Genomic DNA, 15,728 nt, shown 5'->3' with positions numbered 1-15,728 from the left:
CGCACTCACGCACTCACGCACTCACGCACTCACGCACTCACGCACTCACGCACTCACGCACTCACGCACTCACGCACTCACGCACTCACGCACTCACGCACTCACATGTCGACGTACCCATATGTCGACGTGCCCACGCACGCACGGGCTCTACGGTCCACATGCCTGGGTGGGCCGCGTGTCCGCGCCTGCAGGACCTGCGGGTGAGTAGGTGTGCGGGCGTGCCCGCCCGCACGTAAAGGCTCTTGGGGCTTTGTGTCTGTTCCTGACCACGTTCGGTCGTCGGACGCTGAGACGTCCTCGGCCGCGAACCGAGCTCGTGCGGCTTATGTCCAGCCACGGCTGGTCGTCGGTCGCTGGGACGACCTCGGCCACGATCCGGGGCCGGTGCGTGGCTTATGTCCGGCCGAGGGCGGCTCGCAGACGCCCAACCGAGCGAACACCCTACGGACCCGGCGCGTACGGGCCGTCTGACATGCCCTGAGGTCGATTCCCTCGTCCTGACGGGCGGGTAGGGGCTCGTGGCCGGGCTCGCGGCCCGGCCGCAGGCCCTCCGACCTCCCCGCATGCCCAACCTGGCAGCGCCCGGCCCCTCGCCTCGTCACTGAGAGACCCGCCCCTGCTCATCTCTGACCCGTGACCGTTCTTTTGGGGGGTTCCCGTCGGTCTTCGGCTTTCCGTGGCGGGTCGGTCAAGGGTGGCCGAAGGCCATCGCGAAGCGACGCGACGACGAAGGAGGAGCGCCCTTGAGGGACCGGCCCGCCACGGGGAGACGATGAGACCGGCGGGAAACCACCAAACCCTCCCTGATCCGGATGAGTGGGACCCCGCCCACCCGGCCCCGCCCCCCGATCCGTCCCGGTCGGCCGCGCCCCACCCACCGGATCCGGACTTACTTCCTCGCCCCGCCGGCCCCAGCCGCCCCGTGCCCGACCCCGCCCCCGACCCCGCCCTGGCCCCCGCCCCCGACCCCGCCGCCCGTCCCCTTCGGGGCGGCCGTCAGGTCGATCAGGCGGCAGACCGTTTCGATGTCGATCTTGACCTGGGCGATCGAGGCGCGGCCCGACAGCCAGGTGATGAGGGCCGAGTGCCAGGTGTGTTCGATGACGCGGACCGCCGAGAGCTGTTCCGCCGTCGGGGCGGCGTCCAGGCCCATCGCGTCCAGGATGATGGCCGTCGTCAGGCGGGAGACGGTGTCGACCTCCGGGCTCACGCTGCGGTCCGCGAAGGTCAGGGCGCGGACCATGGCGTCCGCGAGGTGCGGCTCGCGTTGGAGCGCGCGGAACGCGCGCATCAGGGTCTCCGCGACCCGGGCCGCGGGGTCGTCGCCCGCCGGGGGGCGTTTGCGCAGCGTCGTGTGCATGTGCTGGAGCTGGTCCTGCATCGTGGCGACGAGCAGGTGCACCTTCGAGGGGAAGTACCGGTACAGGGTGCCGAGGGCCACGCTGGACAGCTCGGCGACCTCCCGCATCTGCACGGCGTCGAAGCCGCCGCGGCTGGCCAGCTGCGCGCTCGCGTGCAGGATGCGGCGACGGCGGGCCTCCTGGCGCTCCGTCAGGGGAGGGGACGCCGGCGTGGTGACGGCCTTCGCTTCCGCTGTCATGTGTCCCGCTCCATGGCGTTCCGGGGGTATTCCGTGGCGTCGCTGGTGGTGCTGCGCAGGGCTGTTCCGGGGATGATCCGGGGTCAGCATGTCAGGCGCCCGAGTCGTGGCGCGAATCACCTGCTCCGCCTCTTACGGTGTGGTTTCCGGCCGGTAGATTCAATGGTCTTCAACGGATCAAGTCTGAAACTTGTTCTACATTATCCGAGCGGTTACGCTCCGGCGAAAGTCGCAGGCAGAAGGGGGCCGAGAGTGACCGCTGAGGCCATCGTGACGAGCCCTTTCGCGGGTTCCGCCACCGACGGCGACCGCCCGCTCCGCATCGCGCTCCTCACCTACAAGGGGAACCCGTTCTGCGGCGGCCAGGGCGTCTACGTCCGGCACCTCTCGCGTGAGCTCGTCCGCCTCGGACACTCCGTCGAGGTCATCGGTTCGCAGCCCTACCCGGTGCTCGACACGGGCGCGACGCTCACCGAGCTGCCGAGCCTGGACCTGTACCGCAGCCCCGACCCGTTCCGGACGCCGAAGCGCGGCGAATACCGGGACTGGATCGACGCCCTCGAAGTCGCCACGATGTGGACGGGCGGCTTTCCCGAGCCGCTGACGTTCTCGTTGCGCGCCCGGCGCCATCTGCGCCGGCGGGCGGGCGAGTTCGACGTCATCCACGACAACCAGACCCTCGGCTACGGGCTGCTCGGCGATCTCGGCGCCCCCCTCGTGACGACGGTCCACCACCCCATCACCGTCGACCGGCGGTTGGACATCGACGCCGCCAAGGACTTCAAGAAGCGCCTCTCCGTGCGGCGTTGGTACGCCTTCACCCGCATGCAGGGCCGCGTCGCCCGCAGGCTGCCGTCCGTGCTGACGGTCTCGGGCTCCTCCCAGCAGGAGATCGCCGAGCACCTGGGCGTGCGTGACGACCGCATCCACGTCGTCCACATCGGCGCCGACACCGACCTGTGGTCGCCCGACCCCTCCGTGGTCGAGGTGCCCGGCAGGATCGTGACGACCTCCAGCGCCGACGTTCCCCTCAAGGGGCTCGTCCACCTCGTCGAGGCCCTCGCCAAGCTCCGTACCGAGCGGCCCGACGCGCACCTCGTCGTCGTCGGCAAGCGCGCCGAGAGCGGGCCCGTGGCCCGCGCGATCGAGACGTACGGACTCCAGGACGCGGTGCGCTTCGTGAAGGGCATCACCGACGCCGAGCTCGTCGACCTCGTGCGCGGCGCGCAGGTCGCCTGCGTGCCCTCCCTCTACGAGGGCTTCTCGTTGCCCGCGGCCGAGGCCATGGCCACCGGCACCCCGCTGGTCGCCACGACCGGCGGGGCCATCCCCGAGGTGACGGGCGCCGACGGGGAGACCTGTCTGGCCGTGCCGCCCGGCGACGCGGGGGCGCTGGCCTCCGCGCTGGGCCGGATGTTGGGCGACGCCGCGCTCCGCGAGCGCCTCGGAGCGGCCGGGCGGGAACGGGTGTTGTCCCGGTTCACCTGGGCGAAGGCCGCCGAGGGCACCGTCGCGCACTACCGCGAAGCCATCGCACGGGCGACCATCGCACAGGCCGGTACCGATCCGGCGGGCATCGACCCGACCGGGGCGACCACCACCCTCACCCACCGGCCGCGCTGACCTTCCACCGCCACCGCAGCTTCATGAGCCATCCCCTCCACCCCCGCGACAGCGAAGGCAGGACCCCGTGCTGACCGTCGATTTCTCCCGGTTCCCGCTCGCCGCAGGCGACCGTGTGCTCGATCTGGGCTGTGGCGCCGGCCGCCACGCCTTCGAGTGCTACCGGAGAGGCGCCCAGGTGGTCGCCGTCGACCGCAACGGCGAGGAGATCCGCGAGGTCGCCAAGTGGTTCGCCGCGATGAAGGAGGCCGGTGAGGCCCCCGCGGGCGCCACCGCCACCGCGATGGAGGGCGACGCCCTGGCGCTGCCGTTCCCCGACGACTCCTTCGACGTCGTGATCATCTCCGAGGTGATGGAGCACATCCCCGACGACAAGGGCGTCCTCGCCGAGATGGTCCGCGTCCTGAAGCCCGGCGGTCGCATCGCGATCACCGTGCCGCGCTACGGCCCGGAGAAGATCTGCTGGGCGCTCTCCGACGCCTACCACGAGGTCGAGGGCGGCCACATCCGCATATACAAGGCGGACGAGCTGCTCGGCAAGATGGAGGCCGCGGGCCTGGAGCCCTACGGCACCCACCACGCGCACGGCCTGCACTCCCCGTACTGGTGGCTCAAGTGCGCCTTCGGCGTGGACAACGACAAGGCGCTGCCGGTCAAGGCGTACCACAAGCTCCTGGTCTGGGACATCATGAAGAAGCCCCTCGCGACCCGGCTCGCCGAGCAGGCGCTGAACCCGGTGATCGGCAAGAGCTTCGTGGCGTACGCGACGAAGCCGCACCTGCCCGTCGGCGCCACGCAGTGACCGCGCCCCGCCGCACCGCACCCGAACACCTCGTCCTCGACGGCGTACTGACCGCCGAGGAGGCCGCCCTGACGGTGGAGGGCATCCTCGCCGCGCAGCGACCGGACGGGGCCATACCGTGGTTCCGGGGCCACCACCTCGACCCGTGGGACCACACCGAGGCCGCGATGGCCCTCGACGCGGCGGGCGAGCACGGGGCCGCGGAGCGGGCGTACGACTGGCTGGCCCGGCACCAGAACCACGACGGTTCCTGGTACGCGGCCTACGCCGACCGGCCCGAGGGCGTCGACACCGCCGAACCGCAGGACGCGAGCCGCGAGTCCAACTTCGTCGCGTACATATCCGTCGGCGTCTGGCACCACTACCTGGCGACCGGCGACGACCGGTTCCTGGACCGGATGTGGCCGGCGGTCTTCGCCGCGGTGGAGTTCGTCCTGGCGCTCCAGCAGCCCGGCGGGGAGATCGGCTGGAAGCGGGAGGCCGACGGCGTCCCGGTGACGGACGCCCTGCTGACGGGTTCCTCGTCCATCCACCAGGCCCTGCGCTGCGCGCTGGCGATCGCCGACCACCGGGGGGACCCGCAGCCCGACTGGGAGCTGGCGACCGGTGCGCTGGGGCACGCGATACGCAGGCACCCGGAGCGGTTCCTCGACAAGTCGCACTACTCGATGGACTGGTACTACCCGGTGCTGGGCGGCGCGCTGTCCGGTGCGGAGGCGAAGGCGCGGATCGACGCGCGGTGGGACGAGTTCGTCGTCCCGGACCTCGGGGTCCGCTGCGTCCTGCCCAACCCGTGGGTGACCGGCGGGGAGTCCTGCGAACTGGCGCTGTCCCTCTGGGCGATGGGGGAGTCGGACCGGGCGCTGGACGTCCTGCGCTCGATCGGGCACCTGCGCGCCGACAACGGGATGTACTGGACGGGCTACGTGTTCCAGGACCGGGCCGTCTGGCCGGTGGAGCAGACGACGTGGACGGCGGGTTCGCTGCTGCTGGCCGTCGCCGCGCTCGGCGGGGACGGCGCCACGGGCGAGGTCTTCGGCGGGCTCACGCTCCCGGTGGGCCTGGAGCCGGACTGCTGCCGGGACTGAACCGGTACGCCCGCCGAGCGGTGACGACCGTGCCCGCCCCGTCGTGATGCGGGGCGGGCACGGCGGCCCGTCGGTCGGGGTCGGCGGGATCGACCCCGACGGGCCTCCGGGCGGGGCGGCCGCGCGGGCCTTCCCTGGCCGGGGTCAGCGGCGTGCCACCCAGCCGGCGAGGGCGTGGCCGACGAGGACGTAGACGACGGCGGCCAGGCCGTAGCCGACGATGACGCGCGCCGTCTCCCCGTCGATGGTGAACAGGTCTCGGGACCAGCTCGTCAGCCAGTCGGCGATGTCGTGGACGAGGGCGACCAGGCTGTTGGCCTGGTTGGCGTCCAGCAGCCACAACACGATCCACAGGACGATGAGGAAGGCGGCCACGTCCGCGACGAGGGCGATGGCCCGGGCGGGGCCGGCGCTGCGGGCGGCTCCGCGCGAGTGTGCTCTGGTGAGTGGGGACATGACACGCGTGTTGCCGCAGGAGCGCGACCCAAACCCGAACGGGTCGCCCAAGTGGCGCAGCCCCACGGCCGGGGTGAGGCTGCGGGGGACACCCCCGTCCCCGGAGGAAACCGTGTCCGTACTCGTATCCAGTACCGTCCGATTCCGCCGCACCCTCACCGCGGTGATCCTGTCCTGTGCCCTGTTGGGCGGTGCGACCGCCTGCGGCGGCAGCAGCGGCGACAGCGCGCGGCAACCGGAGCTGTCGTCCGCGGCGGCGGCCGAGCTCGCCGTCCTCGCGGCGGCGGAACCGGCGGCCGCGGAGGCCGATGAGCTGGCCGCGGCGACGCCGACGCCCACCACGCCCGCGGAGAAGCAGAAGTTCGCCAAGACGCGCTTCGTCGCGAACGCCGGCCTGGCGGCGGGCGCGACGTACCAGTGGATCATCAAGCCGTACCAGGCCGGCAAGTTCAAGAAGGGCGCCTCGGGCCGCACCTTCGCGCTGATCAAGGCCGGTCTCGCGGGCGCCTTCGCCTACAACCGGCTGAAGGCCGCGGCCGACAACGCCAAGGGCGACCCGCTGCTGTCGAAGGCGATGGGTCCGCTGACGGCGGGCATCGAGTCGCTGAAGGGCCTCGGTACCAAGCTCCGCAAGGGCCAGGCCGGTGACGCCGACATCAGCTCGTTCCAGGACGTCATCGACGGGGTGAAGAACGCGGGGCAGAGCGCCGGCGCCCCGGTGAAGGACCAGGTGCCGAGCCTGTCGCAGCTCGGCGGCTAGCCGCCGGCTCCCGCGCGGGCGGGCCGGACGGGGCCGGTGGGCCGCCGTCCGGCCCGCCCGCGTTCCCGGGCTGTTTCAATGGTCGGCGTGATCGAATTCGTGGTGTTGGCCGCAGTGGCCGCCGGAACCGGCTGGCTCGTCCGCCGCAAGCACCGTACGCGCCGGGCCGCCGCCGAGCCGGCGGGCATCCCGTGCATGGCGCGGCATCCGGCCGGTGAGGGCCGCTGGCGCATGGGCCGGGTGTACGCGGGCCGGGGCGAGGTGCTCCGCTGGGAGCCCCGGCGCGGCCAGGCCGTGCACCTGTCGGGGGCCCGCGCGACCGGCGTACGGGTGCCGACCGTCCGGGAGGGCATCTCCATCAACCCCGGCTCGCGGATCGTGTCCTGCGTCCTCCAGGACGGCGGCGGCATCGAGATCGCCGTGATGCCGTTGGACGTGCGGGAGCTGCTGGAGGCCGTTCCGGAGCGGACCGCTCCGGAGTAGGGGGGCCGTGCGCGCGGTCGCAGGGCGCACGGCCGCCGATGTGCCCGGTCGCCGTGTGCTCAGTCGCCGTACGTGAACGGCAGCGGGTTGGTGAAGCGGCCGTCCGGGGTGGCCGCGGCGACGAGGACCTGCGCGGCGGTCGGCCAGGCGGGTGTGACGGCGGCGATGAACGTGTCGCTGAGCACCACGACGTTCGTGGCGTCCGCCCCGGTGAAGCAACCGTCGGCGTCCAGGGTTCCGAAGACGACCCGGGTGTGGCCGGTGAGGCCGCTGCCCACGAGCGAGACGCCGGTGCCGCCGCTCCTGGGGCCGATGCCCGGGGTGACGGCGAGCAGTGTGCCCGGTGCCTGCGCGTCCGGTGGGCCGGGGTGGCCGGGGTGGAGCGCGGCGGCGGTCGCGGGGCAGGTGCCGGGGGTGGGGGTGTCGGCGCGCGGGGCCGCGTGGGCCGGAGCGAGGGAGATGAGGGAGACCGCGGCGAGGAGGATCCCCGCCCGGCGGAGCGTGCGCGTCACTACGGAGCCTTCCGACCGAGGGGCGGACCCGGAGGGGCCCGCCCCATCATGCGGAGGAACCCGACCGCGGATCCAGGACCGAGCGGGCGTCCCGTGTCGTGTCCCGCGACCGCTCAGCCGTTGAGTTCCGCCAGGACGCGCAGGGTGTGCGGGTCCGGGGCGGTGACGAGCAGGTCGGTGACGGGCCCCTTGCGCCACAGTTCCAGGCGTTCCGCGATCCGTTCACGGGGGCCCACGAGGGAGATCTCGTCCGCGAAGGCGTCCGGGACGGCGAGGACGGCCTCCTCCTTGCGGCCGGCGAGGAACAGCTCCTGGATGCGCCGGGCCTCCTCCTCGTAGCCCATCCGTGCCATGAGGTCGGCGTGGAAGTTGCGGGCCGCGTGCCCCATGCCGCCGATGTAGAAGCCGAGCATGGCCTTGACCGGCAGCAGACCCTCGGTGACGTCGTCGCAGACCTTGGCCCGGGCCATCGGGGCGATCATGAAGTTCTCGGGCAGGTCGCCGAGGGAGGCCTGGTAGACGTCGGCGCGGGTGGGCGACCAGTAGAGGGGCAGCCAGCCGTCGGCGATCCGGGTGGTCTGGGCGATGTTCTTGGGGCCCTCGGCGCCGAGCAGCAGCGGGAGGTCCGCGCGCAGCGGGTGGGTGATCGGCTTGAGGGGTTTGCCGAGGCCGGTGCCGTCGGCGCCCCGGTACGGGTGGCTGTGGAAGCGGCCGTCCACGGCGACGGGTGCCTCGCGGCGCAGCACCTGGCGGATGACGTCGACGTACTCGCGGGTGGCGGTGAGCGGGCTCGACGGGAACGGTCGGCCGTACCAGCCCTCCACCACCTGGGGTCCGGACAGCCCGAGGCCGAGCATCATCCGGCCGCCGGAGAGGTGGTCCAGGGTGAGGGCGTGCATGGCGGTGGCCGTGGGGCTGCGGGCGGCCATCTGCGCTATCGCGGTGCCCAGCCGGATCCGGGAGGTGTGGGCGGCGATCCAGGTGAGCGGGGTGAACGCGTCGGAGCCCCAGGCTTCGGCGGTCCACACGGAGTCGTAGCCGAGGCGTTCGGCCTCGACGGCCAGGTCGAGGTGGGCGGGCGAGGGCCCGCGGCCCCAGTACCCGAGTGCGAGTCCGAGCCGCATGGAGGTCCCCTCACCAGTGTCTGACGATGCGTCAGGTGACTGTAGGGCAACGGCCCCCCGCCCGGAAGGGCGAGGGGCCGTCAGGGCTGTCCCGGCGGGCCGGGAGTCGTGCGTCAGCCGCGCTGGATGCCCGAGGTGTCGTTCAGGACGCCGCGGCGTCCGTCCTGGGTCTGGGCGATCAGTGTGGCGGGGCCGCGCTGGTCGACGGCCAGGTACCAGGTGCCGGGCGCGAGCTCGGCGATCGGGGTGGGGGAGCCGTCCTCACCGAAGAGGGGACGGGCCACCGGCACCGCGAACCAGAACGGCGTGAAGTCCGCCGCCGGGGTGGGGGCGGGGGTCGGGGTGGGCTGGTGGCCCGAGTGGTCCTGCGGACCGGGCGCCGGGTTCGGCGTACCGCCGTAGGGCGGGGCGGGCTGCGGGGTGGAGCCGTACGGCTGGGGCTGCTGCCCGCCCGGGTAGCCGTAGCCGGCGCCCGGCTGCTGCTGCTGGCCGCCGTACGGCGGGACGGCGGCGGGCCGCGGCTCCGGTACGAGCTTCCCGGCGAGGGCGGGGAGCTTGGATCCGGCGATCGCGACACCGGCCAGGACCAGGGTCGCGAGGAAGGCGATGATGCTGCCGGCGCCGAGGTCGGCGCCGGCCGGGCTGGTTATCAGGGACCACAGCGAGGCCCAGGCGGCGGAGACGGCCAGCACGGTGCCCCACGCCGACAGCGGCAGGCCCGCGAGCTTGCGGCCCTCGGGCTGGAGGCGGGCGAAGACCAGCAGGCCGGCCGCGATGAAGCCGGTCAGGAAGATGGAGGGCAGGACCAGCCGGTAGACGTCGGTGTCCCAGGCGCTCGGGAGGTCCAGGCCGGTGGCGGAGTAGAAGTCGAGGAACGAGGCGATGAACAGCAGCGCCGCTGCTCCGATCACCACGCCGTCGCCTCGTGTGAGGGAGCGGATGTTCACTTCTCAGGTGTCCTTCTCGGTCTCGGTCGTCTCGTGGTGCCGCGGTCGCAGATCAGGGCTGGAGCGGGGCGGGCGGCACCATGGTACGGAGGTTTTCCGTGACCGGGCTGACCGGGGCGGCGGGCCGCCCGGTGGGACTACCCGCCGAGGAACCCGACGATGCCGTCGGCGATGCCCTGCGCCGCCTTCTGTCGCCACTCCGGACTCGCGAGCAGCGCAGCGTCCTTGGCGTCACGCATGTTGCCGCATTCGATGAACACCTTGGGCCGGGTCGAGAGGTTCAGTCCGCCCAGATCGTCACGGACCACCAAACCGGTACCGGATCCGAGGTAGTTGGCGGGCCCCGAGCCGGTGGTCCGGGCGAAGTTGCCGGCGATGCGCTCGCCGAGCGTGCGCGACGGTCCGACGATCTTCGAGGTGTCCGCAGAACCGCCGCGGACGTTGGCCGGGAGGATGATGTGGTAGCCGCGGCTGCCTTCGGAGACCCCGTCGGCGTGGACCGAGACGACCGCGTCGGCCTTGGCCTCGTTGCCGATGCGGGCCCGCTCGTCGATGCAGGGACCCCACGGGCGCTCCGGGCCGGCCTCGTGGGTGAGGAGCACCTTCACCCCGCGCGCCTCCAGGACCGTGCGCAGCCGGCGCGACACGTCCATCGTGAACTCGGCTTCCATGTAGCCGGAGTTGGTGGTGGTCCCGGTCGTGTCGCACTCCTTGCGGTTCGTGCCGATGTCGACCTGGCGGTTGATCTCGCGGGAGTGCTTGAAGTTGCCGGTGTTGTGTCCGGGGTCGATGACCACCGTCCGGCCCGCGAGGGGGTTCGGGGCGGCGGGCGCGCCCGGTGAGCCGGAGGCGACGGGCGGGCCGGAGGGGAGGGGCGAGCCCGACGCGGCCGGGGCGGCGGGCGCGGTGGCCGTGGCGCTCGCGGTGGCGCCGGCCTTGCCGTCACCGCCGCCGGGGGAGGCGTGCGAGGCGGGCTGCGGCGCCACCTTGGCCCGCGGGTCGCCGGGGCCCGACCCCGCCAACGTCTGGGTCAGCACCCAGCCGGCCAGACAGGTCGGCGCGAGCACCGCCGCCGCGACCGCGAGGGTGGAACGACGGGTGTACCAGGGCCGGTCCGGGCTGATCGAGGAGCCGGACTCGGGGGACGGGGGGCTGTTGTCGTAGCGCACCTCGCGATGCTAGAACGCCCGGCCGTCGCCCGGAGGGACCGTGCGCCATTCGAGGGCGCGGTGCGCTTATCGGTTATATGCCGGGTGCCGTGAGCTCCGGCAGGCTGCCCGTTCCCGTGCGGCGCAGCACCCGCAGCGAGTCCGTGACGGAGATCTCCTCGAAGGCGCCCGAGGCCAGGGCCCGCAGGTAGATCCGGTACGGGGCCTGGCCGCCGTCGGCCGGGTCCGGGAACACGTCGTGGATGACGAGCGTGCCGCCCTCGGCGACGTGCGGCGCCCAGCCCTCGTAGTCGCCCGTCGCGTGCTCGTCGGTGTGGCCGCCGTCGATGAAGACGAGGCCGAGCCTGCCGCCCCATGCGGCGGCGACCTGCGGGGAGCGGCCGACGATCGCGATCACGTGGTCCTCCAGCCCGGCCTTGTGCAGGGTCCGGCGGAAGGTCGGCAGGGTGTCCATCAACCCGACCTCGGGGTCCACCACCGTCGGGTCGTGGTACTCCCAGCCCGGCTGCTGCTCCTCGCTGCCCCGGTGGTGGTCGACGGTGATCGCCGCCACGCCGGCCTCGCGGGCGGCGTCGGCGAGCAGGATGGTGGAGCGGCCGCAGTACGTGCCGACCTCCAGCAGCGGCAGCCCGAGCGCCGCCGCCGCGGTGGCGGCCTCGTACAGGGCGAGGCCCTCCCGTACGGGCATGAACCCCTTCGCGGCCTCGAAGGCGGCGAGGGTCTCCGGCTTGGGGGTGGCCATGTCGTTCCTCCTGAACTGCGGGTGAGTGGCGGCCCATGCTGCCCTACCGACTGGTAGGACGCCACGGCCGGGGTCCGCGCGGACGACGGCCGCGTCAGCGCCCGAACAGGCGGGCAAGGCGGGCGGGCCCTGAGGCCCCCTCGGCGCGCCGCTGCTCCCGTAGTGCCCGCCGGAGGTCCGCCCGGGTGTCGGACACCTCTTCGGCCAGTTCCTTCATGCCGTGCACGAACGGCAGCCGGTGGAGAAGCTCGTTCATGTGCGCCAGAGCGCTCGCGGGGTCGCCCGCCTCGCCGATGGTGCGGAGCACGCGGTGGGCCACTTCCGGATCGCCGCGTTCGGCGAGTTCGGCGAGGTTGGGGAACAGCCGCCAGTACAGGAGCGCGGCACCGGGGACGTCGCCGACCAGCCAGGCGTCGTGCGCGAGCCGGCGCCGCACGTCCAGCAGGACCGGATGCGCGGCGGTCAGGGCCCATTCGAGGTCGGGCAGCAGCGGCCCGAGCCAGCGGCGCTCGCTCATCGCGAGCTCGCGGCTCCGGTCGTCCCACTGGTTGTCACGGGCGCGGGGACCGCGGTGCATGGCCGACGCGTAGTGGTAGCGGGCGGTCAGCGTGACGAGGGCGTGCGTGCCGAGCACCCGCGTCGCGTGCTCGATGATCTCGCGCAGCTCGTCCTGGTGGCGATGGCCGTCCCCGGGGCCGAAGGCCGCAGCCTCGCCGACCCAGGCGGCGCGCGCGGTGATCGTGTCCGGGTGCTCCAGGCCCAGGACCCGCATCATGCGAGGGAGCAGGCGCTCCAGTTCGGCGGTCCTGGCGCTGTTCCGGAGGCGCATCGCGCGGTGGTAGCCCGCCCGCACCGTGAGGGTGTCCTGCGCGCCGACCTCCTCGGTCAGGTCGGTGGTCAGCCTGGCGAGCCGGTCCACGACGTCGAAGGGCTCGTCCTCCAGCAGTTGTGCCAGCCTGCGTTCCAGCATCGTGCGGACGGCCTCGTCGGCCCGGGTGTGCACGGTCGGGGAGTACGCCGGAGGGGGCGGGAAGGAGGCCGCCTCCTGCGGTGCGGCGACCTCGCTCCGGGCTATCTCCGCCAGCCGTCGGGACACTTCGTCCGCGGTCCCCGGCCGGTCGGCGGGAGACTTCGCGAGGAGGTCGCCCACGAGGGTGTCGAGCGCGGCCGGCAGTTCCTCCCGTACGGAACGGGGCAGGGTCGGCTCGGTCATGAGGTGCTGCGCGAGCAGCTCGTGCACCTCGCCTCCCGGGAACGGCAGCCTGCCGGTGAGCAGTTGCATCAGTACGCAGCCGAGGGCGTAGAGGTCGGCCCGCCCGTCGACGGGGACTCCGGTCGAGCCGCCCGTCCAGCGTTCCGGGGCCATGTACGGGAACGAGCCGATGATCACGCCGGTGGCGGTCAGGTCCGTGGTGGGCGAGCCGTGGGACTTGGCGATCCCGAAGTCGAGGACCTTGGTCACCCCGGTGTCGGTGATCATCACGTTGCCCGGTTTCACGTCCCGGTGGACGATCCCGGCGTCGTGCGCGGCCCCGAGGGCGTCCGCGATCCGCGTGGTCCACTCCAGAACGTCCGCGAGCGGTGGTACACCGGCGTCCAGGACCTGCGAGAGGCTGCGGCCCTGAAGGAGTTCCATCACGAGGAACACCGCGTCGCGGCCGTCGTGTTCGGTACGGCCGAAGTCGTGGATGGTGGCGATGTTCGGGTGGGCGAGATTCCCGGCGAGACTGGCCTCGCGTTCGAACCGGCGCGTGGCCTCGGGCGTATCCGGGAAGCCGATCTTCACCGCCACCGAGCGGCCCACCCGACTGTCCTCGGCCCGCCAGACCTCCCCGAAGCCGCCCCTGCCGAGCAACTCGACGACCTCGTAGCGGCCCTCGATCGTCGCGCCCACGCCCCGGCTCCCATCCCCCGTGATCCACTTCCCCGCAGGCATTATCCCCGAGCGGCGCCGGTCGGTACGCGGCCGCTCACCGCCGGTGAGGGCCCGCGACGGAACGGTCGTCCGCGCCCACCGGTGGGGCCGAGGGTCTCCCCGTTTCGTGAGCTGCGTCACAAGGTGTCACAGGCGTCGGGGGCGTGGTGTCTCAAGGGCGAACCCCCGGATGCGAAGTTCGGGGACGAACCCCCGAGAGACGGAGCGGACACCATGGCTGAGAACACCGAGGTCGTCGTGATCGGCGGAGGCTACGCCGGTGTGATGGCGGCCAACCGCCTGACGCGGCGGGGCGACGTGACCGTGACGCTGATCAACCCGCGGCCGGACTTCGTCCACCGGATCCGTCTGCACCAGCTGGTGGCCGGGACCGGCGACGCGGTCGTCCCGTACCGGGAGGTCCTGGCCGGGGGCGTCCGGCTGGTCGTCGACAGCGTGACGCGGATCGACGCCGCCGGGCGCGGGGTCGCCCTGGCCGGCGGCGGCACGGTCGGTTACGACTACCTGGTCTACGCGGTGGGCAGCGGCAGCGCCGACCCGACCGTGCCCGGCGCGGCCGAGTTCGCGCACCCGATCGCCACGCTGGAGGACGCGCAACGGCTGCGGCCGCTCCTCGACGCCGCGCCCGACGGGGCCGGGGTGACGGTCGTCGGCGCCGGTCCCACGGGCATCGAGACGGCCGCGGAGCTGGCCGGGGCGGGCCGCGCCGTGACCCTGGTCTGCGGCGGGGTGCTCGGCCCGTACCTGCACGCGCGCGGCCGGCGTTCGGTCGCCAAGCGGCTCGCCGGGCTCGGAGTGATCGTGCTCGAAGGCCCCGACACGGTGGTGACGGCGGTGACGGCCGGGGCCGTGCGGCTGCGCGACGGCCGTGAGGTGCCGGGCGCGGTGACCGTCTGGACGGCCGGCTTCGGGGTGCCGGAGCTGGCGGCGCGCAGCGGGCTCGGCGCCGACGCCCTGGGCCGCCTGCTCACCGACGAGACGCTGACCAGCCTGGACGACGACCGCATCGTCGCGGCCGGGGACTCGGCGGCCCCGTCGGACCTGCCGCCGCGGATGAGCTGCCAGGCCGCGATGCCGCTCGGCGCGCGGGCCGCCGACACGGTGCTCAGCCGGATCGAGGGCAAGCGGCCCGAGACGCTCAACCAGCCCTTCGGCGCCCAGTGCATCAGCCTCGGCCGCGACGAGGGCATCTTCCAGTTCGCCCGCAACGACGTCGCCATCTGGTTCCACGTCGACGGCGGCCTCGGGGCGCGGATGAAGGAATCCGTGTGCAAGGGCGTCGTCCACCACCTGGCCGGCGAGGCGAACAAGCCCGGTTCGTACAAGTTGCACCGCGTCTCGGGAGCGGCCAAGCGCCGGCAGCAGTTGACATTGATGCAGGGGCGCGGGGCGGCCGCGTCCCCCGAACCGGCAGCCTGGTGAGTCGACAAGAACCTGGGGGACCTCGCAATGGATGAACGCACGGCGGCCGTCGGCGATCGTGGGACGGCCGCGACCGAGGGGGGCGCGGGTCCGCGCGGGCACGTCCCGGGGCCGGCGACCGAGACGTTCGTCGCCCACCGCAACCTGCTCTTCACCGTCGCCTACGAGATGCTCGGATCGGCGGCCGACGCCGAGGACGTCCTCCAGGAGACCTGGCTGCGGTGGATCGAGGTCGACCTGGCGGAGGTCCGCGACCGGCGTTCCTACCTGGTGCGGATGACGACCCGGCAGGCCCTCAACCGGCTGCGCACGATGAGCCGCCGCAAGGAGTCGTACGTCGGGTCCTGGCTGCCGGAGCCGCTGCTGACGGTGCCCGACGTGGCCGAGGACGTCGAGCTCGCCGAGAGCGTGTCGATGGCCATGCTGCTGGTCATGGAGACCCTGTCGCCGACGGAGCGGGCCGTCTTCGTGTTGCGCGAGGCCTTCGACGTCGGCTTCGAGGAGATCGCGGCCGCCGTCGACAAGAGCCCGGCGGCCGTCCGTCAGATCGCGCACCGGGCCCGCCGGCACGTCGACGCCCGCCGGCCCCGGGCGACGGTCTCCCGGGGTGGGGCCAGGGCGGCCGTGGAGTCGTTCCGGCGCGCGCTCGAAACGGGCGACCTGCAAGGCCTGATGGACGTACTGGCCCCCGAGGCCGTGCTCGTGGCCGACGGCGGCGGCGTCAAGCAGGCGAGTCCGCGACCGATCGTCGGCGCCGACAAGGTGGCGCGCCTCATCACGGGCGGCATCGCCAAGAAGGGGATCACGCTCACCGCCGCCCCCGCCGTGGTCAACGGCAACGCGGCGCTCGTCCTGCGGCTCGACGGCGAGTTCGACGGCGTCCTGTCGTTCCGCTTCGAGGGCGACCGCATCGCCGACCTGTACTACGTCCGCAACCCGGAGAAGCTGACGCGCGTCGCGTCCGAGACCGCGCTCAGCAGGAGCTGAACGCGACGACCGGGGGTCCGGGCCGACGGACCGGGCCCCGCATGGGGAGAACACGTTCTCGTTCTGACCTTCCG

The 15,728-nt window shown here is 73.1% G+C and carries 15 protein-coding genes; 7 read left to right on the top strand and 8 right to left on the bottom strand.

Annotation, left to right across the window (positions count from 1 at the left end):
* Positions 1–892: 892 nt before the first annotated feature.
* Positions 893–1,603 carry a TetR family transcriptional regulator gene (locus ACFVS6_RS37435; RefSeq protein ID WP_389711011.1) on the bottom strand — a complete coding sequence of 237 codons (711 nt, stop codon included), beginning with the start codon at positions 1,601–1,603 and terminating at the stop codon, positions 893–895.
* Positions 1,604–1,855: 252 nt separating this feature from the next.
* Between ACFVS6_RS37435 and ACFVS6_RS37430 the strand changes: the two genes are divergently transcribed.
* From ACFVS6_RS37430 to ACFVS6_RS37420, 3 genes are all read left to right on the top strand, one after another.
* Positions 1,856–3,226, top strand: a complete 1,371-nt coding sequence (locus ACFVS6_RS37430; RefSeq protein WP_389711010.1) for a glycosyltransferase family 4 protein — start codon at positions 1,856–1,858, stop codon at positions 3,224–3,226.
* Positions 3,227–3,293: 67 nt separating this feature from the next.
* A complete protein-coding gene (locus ACFVS6_RS37425; RefSeq protein ID WP_281210766.1) occupies positions 3,294–4,028 on the top strand; it encodes a class I SAM-dependent methyltransferase in 735 nt (244 codons plus the stop codon).
* Positions 4,025–5,116: a prenyltransferase gene (locus ACFVS6_RS37420; protein ID WP_389711009.1), complete on the top strand. Its 1,092-nt coding sequence runs from the start codon at positions 4,025–4,027 to the stop codon at positions 5,114–5,116. The genes ACFVS6_RS37425 and ACFVS6_RS37420 overlap by 4 nt, the downstream gene beginning before the upstream one ends.
* A gap of 144 nt (positions 5,117–5,260) precedes the next feature.
* On the opposite strand, the gene ACFVS6_RS37415 is transcribed toward ACFVS6_RS37420, so the two are convergent.
* Positions 5,261–5,572: a hypothetical protein gene (locus tag ACFVS6_RS37415; RefSeq protein WP_389711008.1), complete on the bottom strand. Its 312-nt coding sequence runs from the start codon at positions 5,570–5,572 to the stop codon at positions 5,261–5,263.
* 112 nt (positions 5,573–5,684) lie between these two features.
* On the opposite strand from ACFVS6_RS37415, the gene ACFVS6_RS37410 reads away from it, so the two are divergent.
* Both ACFVS6_RS37410 and ACFVS6_RS37405 read left to right on the top strand, forming a co-directional pair.
* Positions 5,685–6,332 carry a hypothetical protein gene (locus ACFVS6_RS37410; protein WP_389711007.1) on the top strand — a complete coding sequence of 216 codons (648 nt, stop codon included), beginning with the start codon at positions 5,685–5,687 and terminating at the stop codon, positions 6,330–6,332.
* A gap of 87 nt (positions 6,333–6,419) precedes the next feature.
* Positions 6,420–6,815: a hypothetical protein gene (locus tag ACFVS6_RS37405; RefSeq protein WP_389711006.1), complete on the top strand. Its 396-nt coding sequence runs from the start codon at positions 6,420–6,422 to the stop codon at positions 6,813–6,815.
* Positions 6,816–6,874: 59 nt separating this feature from the next.
* On the opposite strand, the gene ACFVS6_RS37400 is transcribed toward ACFVS6_RS37405, so the two are convergent.
* From ACFVS6_RS37400 to ACFVS6_RS37375, 6 genes are all read right to left on the bottom strand, one after another.
* Complete coding sequence (locus ACFVS6_RS37400) at positions 6,875–7,327, bottom strand: hypothetical protein (RefSeq protein WP_389711005.1); 453 nt, start codon at positions 7,325–7,327, stop codon at positions 6,875–6,877.
* A 113-nt stretch (positions 7,328–7,440) separates the two neighbouring features.
* Positions 7,441–8,451 (bottom strand): LLM class F420-dependent oxidoreductase, encoded by a 1,011-nt coding sequence (locus tag ACFVS6_RS37395; RefSeq protein WP_389711004.1) that lies wholly within the window; start codon positions 8,449–8,451, stop codon positions 7,441–7,443.
* A 113-nt stretch (positions 8,452–8,564) separates the two neighbouring features.
* Positions 8,565–9,398: a DUF5336 domain-containing protein gene (locus ACFVS6_RS37390; protein WP_389711003.1), complete on the bottom strand. Its 834-nt coding sequence runs from the start codon at positions 9,396–9,398 to the stop codon at positions 8,565–8,567.
* 137 nt (positions 9,399–9,535) lie between these two features.
* Positions 9,536–10,567, bottom strand: coding sequence for an N-acetylmuramoyl-L-alanine amidase (locus ACFVS6_RS37385; protein ID WP_389711002.1), 1,032 nt, complete (start codon positions 10,565–10,567; stop codon positions 9,536–9,538).
* Positions 10,568–10,640: 73 nt separating this feature from the next.
* Positions 10,641–11,309 carry a class I SAM-dependent methyltransferase gene (locus ACFVS6_RS37380; protein ID WP_389711001.1) on the bottom strand — a complete coding sequence of 223 codons (669 nt, stop codon included), beginning with the start codon at positions 11,307–11,309 and terminating at the stop codon, positions 10,641–10,643.
* A 94-nt stretch (positions 11,310–11,403) separates the two neighbouring features.
* Positions 11,404–13,203 (bottom strand): protein kinase, encoded by a 1,800-nt coding sequence (locus ACFVS6_RS37375; RefSeq protein ID WP_389711000.1) that lies wholly within the window; start codon positions 13,201–13,203, stop codon positions 11,404–11,406.
* Positions 13,204–13,458: 255 nt separating this feature from the next.
* Between ACFVS6_RS37375 and ACFVS6_RS37370 the strand changes: the two genes are divergently transcribed.
* Both ACFVS6_RS37370 and ACFVS6_RS37365 read left to right on the top strand, forming a co-directional pair.
* Complete coding sequence (locus ACFVS6_RS37370; RefSeq protein WP_389710999.1) at positions 13,459–14,667, top strand: NAD(P)/FAD-dependent oxidoreductase; 1,209 nt, start codon at positions 13,459–13,461, stop codon at positions 14,665–14,667.
* 27 nt (positions 14,668–14,694) lie between these two features.
* Positions 14,695–15,654 carry an RNA polymerase sigma-70 factor gene (locus ACFVS6_RS37365; RefSeq protein WP_389710998.1) on the top strand — a complete coding sequence of 320 codons (960 nt, stop codon included), beginning with the start codon at positions 14,695–14,697 and terminating at the stop codon, positions 15,652–15,654.
* Positions 15,655–15,728: the final 74 nt, after the last annotated feature.

It is taken from the genome of Streptomyces sp. NPDC057939, from assembly GCF_042887545.1.
Lineage (GTDB): Bacteria > Actinomycetota > Actinomycetes > Streptomycetales > Streptomycetaceae > Streptomyces.
This window is presented reverse-complemented; position numbering and strand designations above follow the sequence as displayed.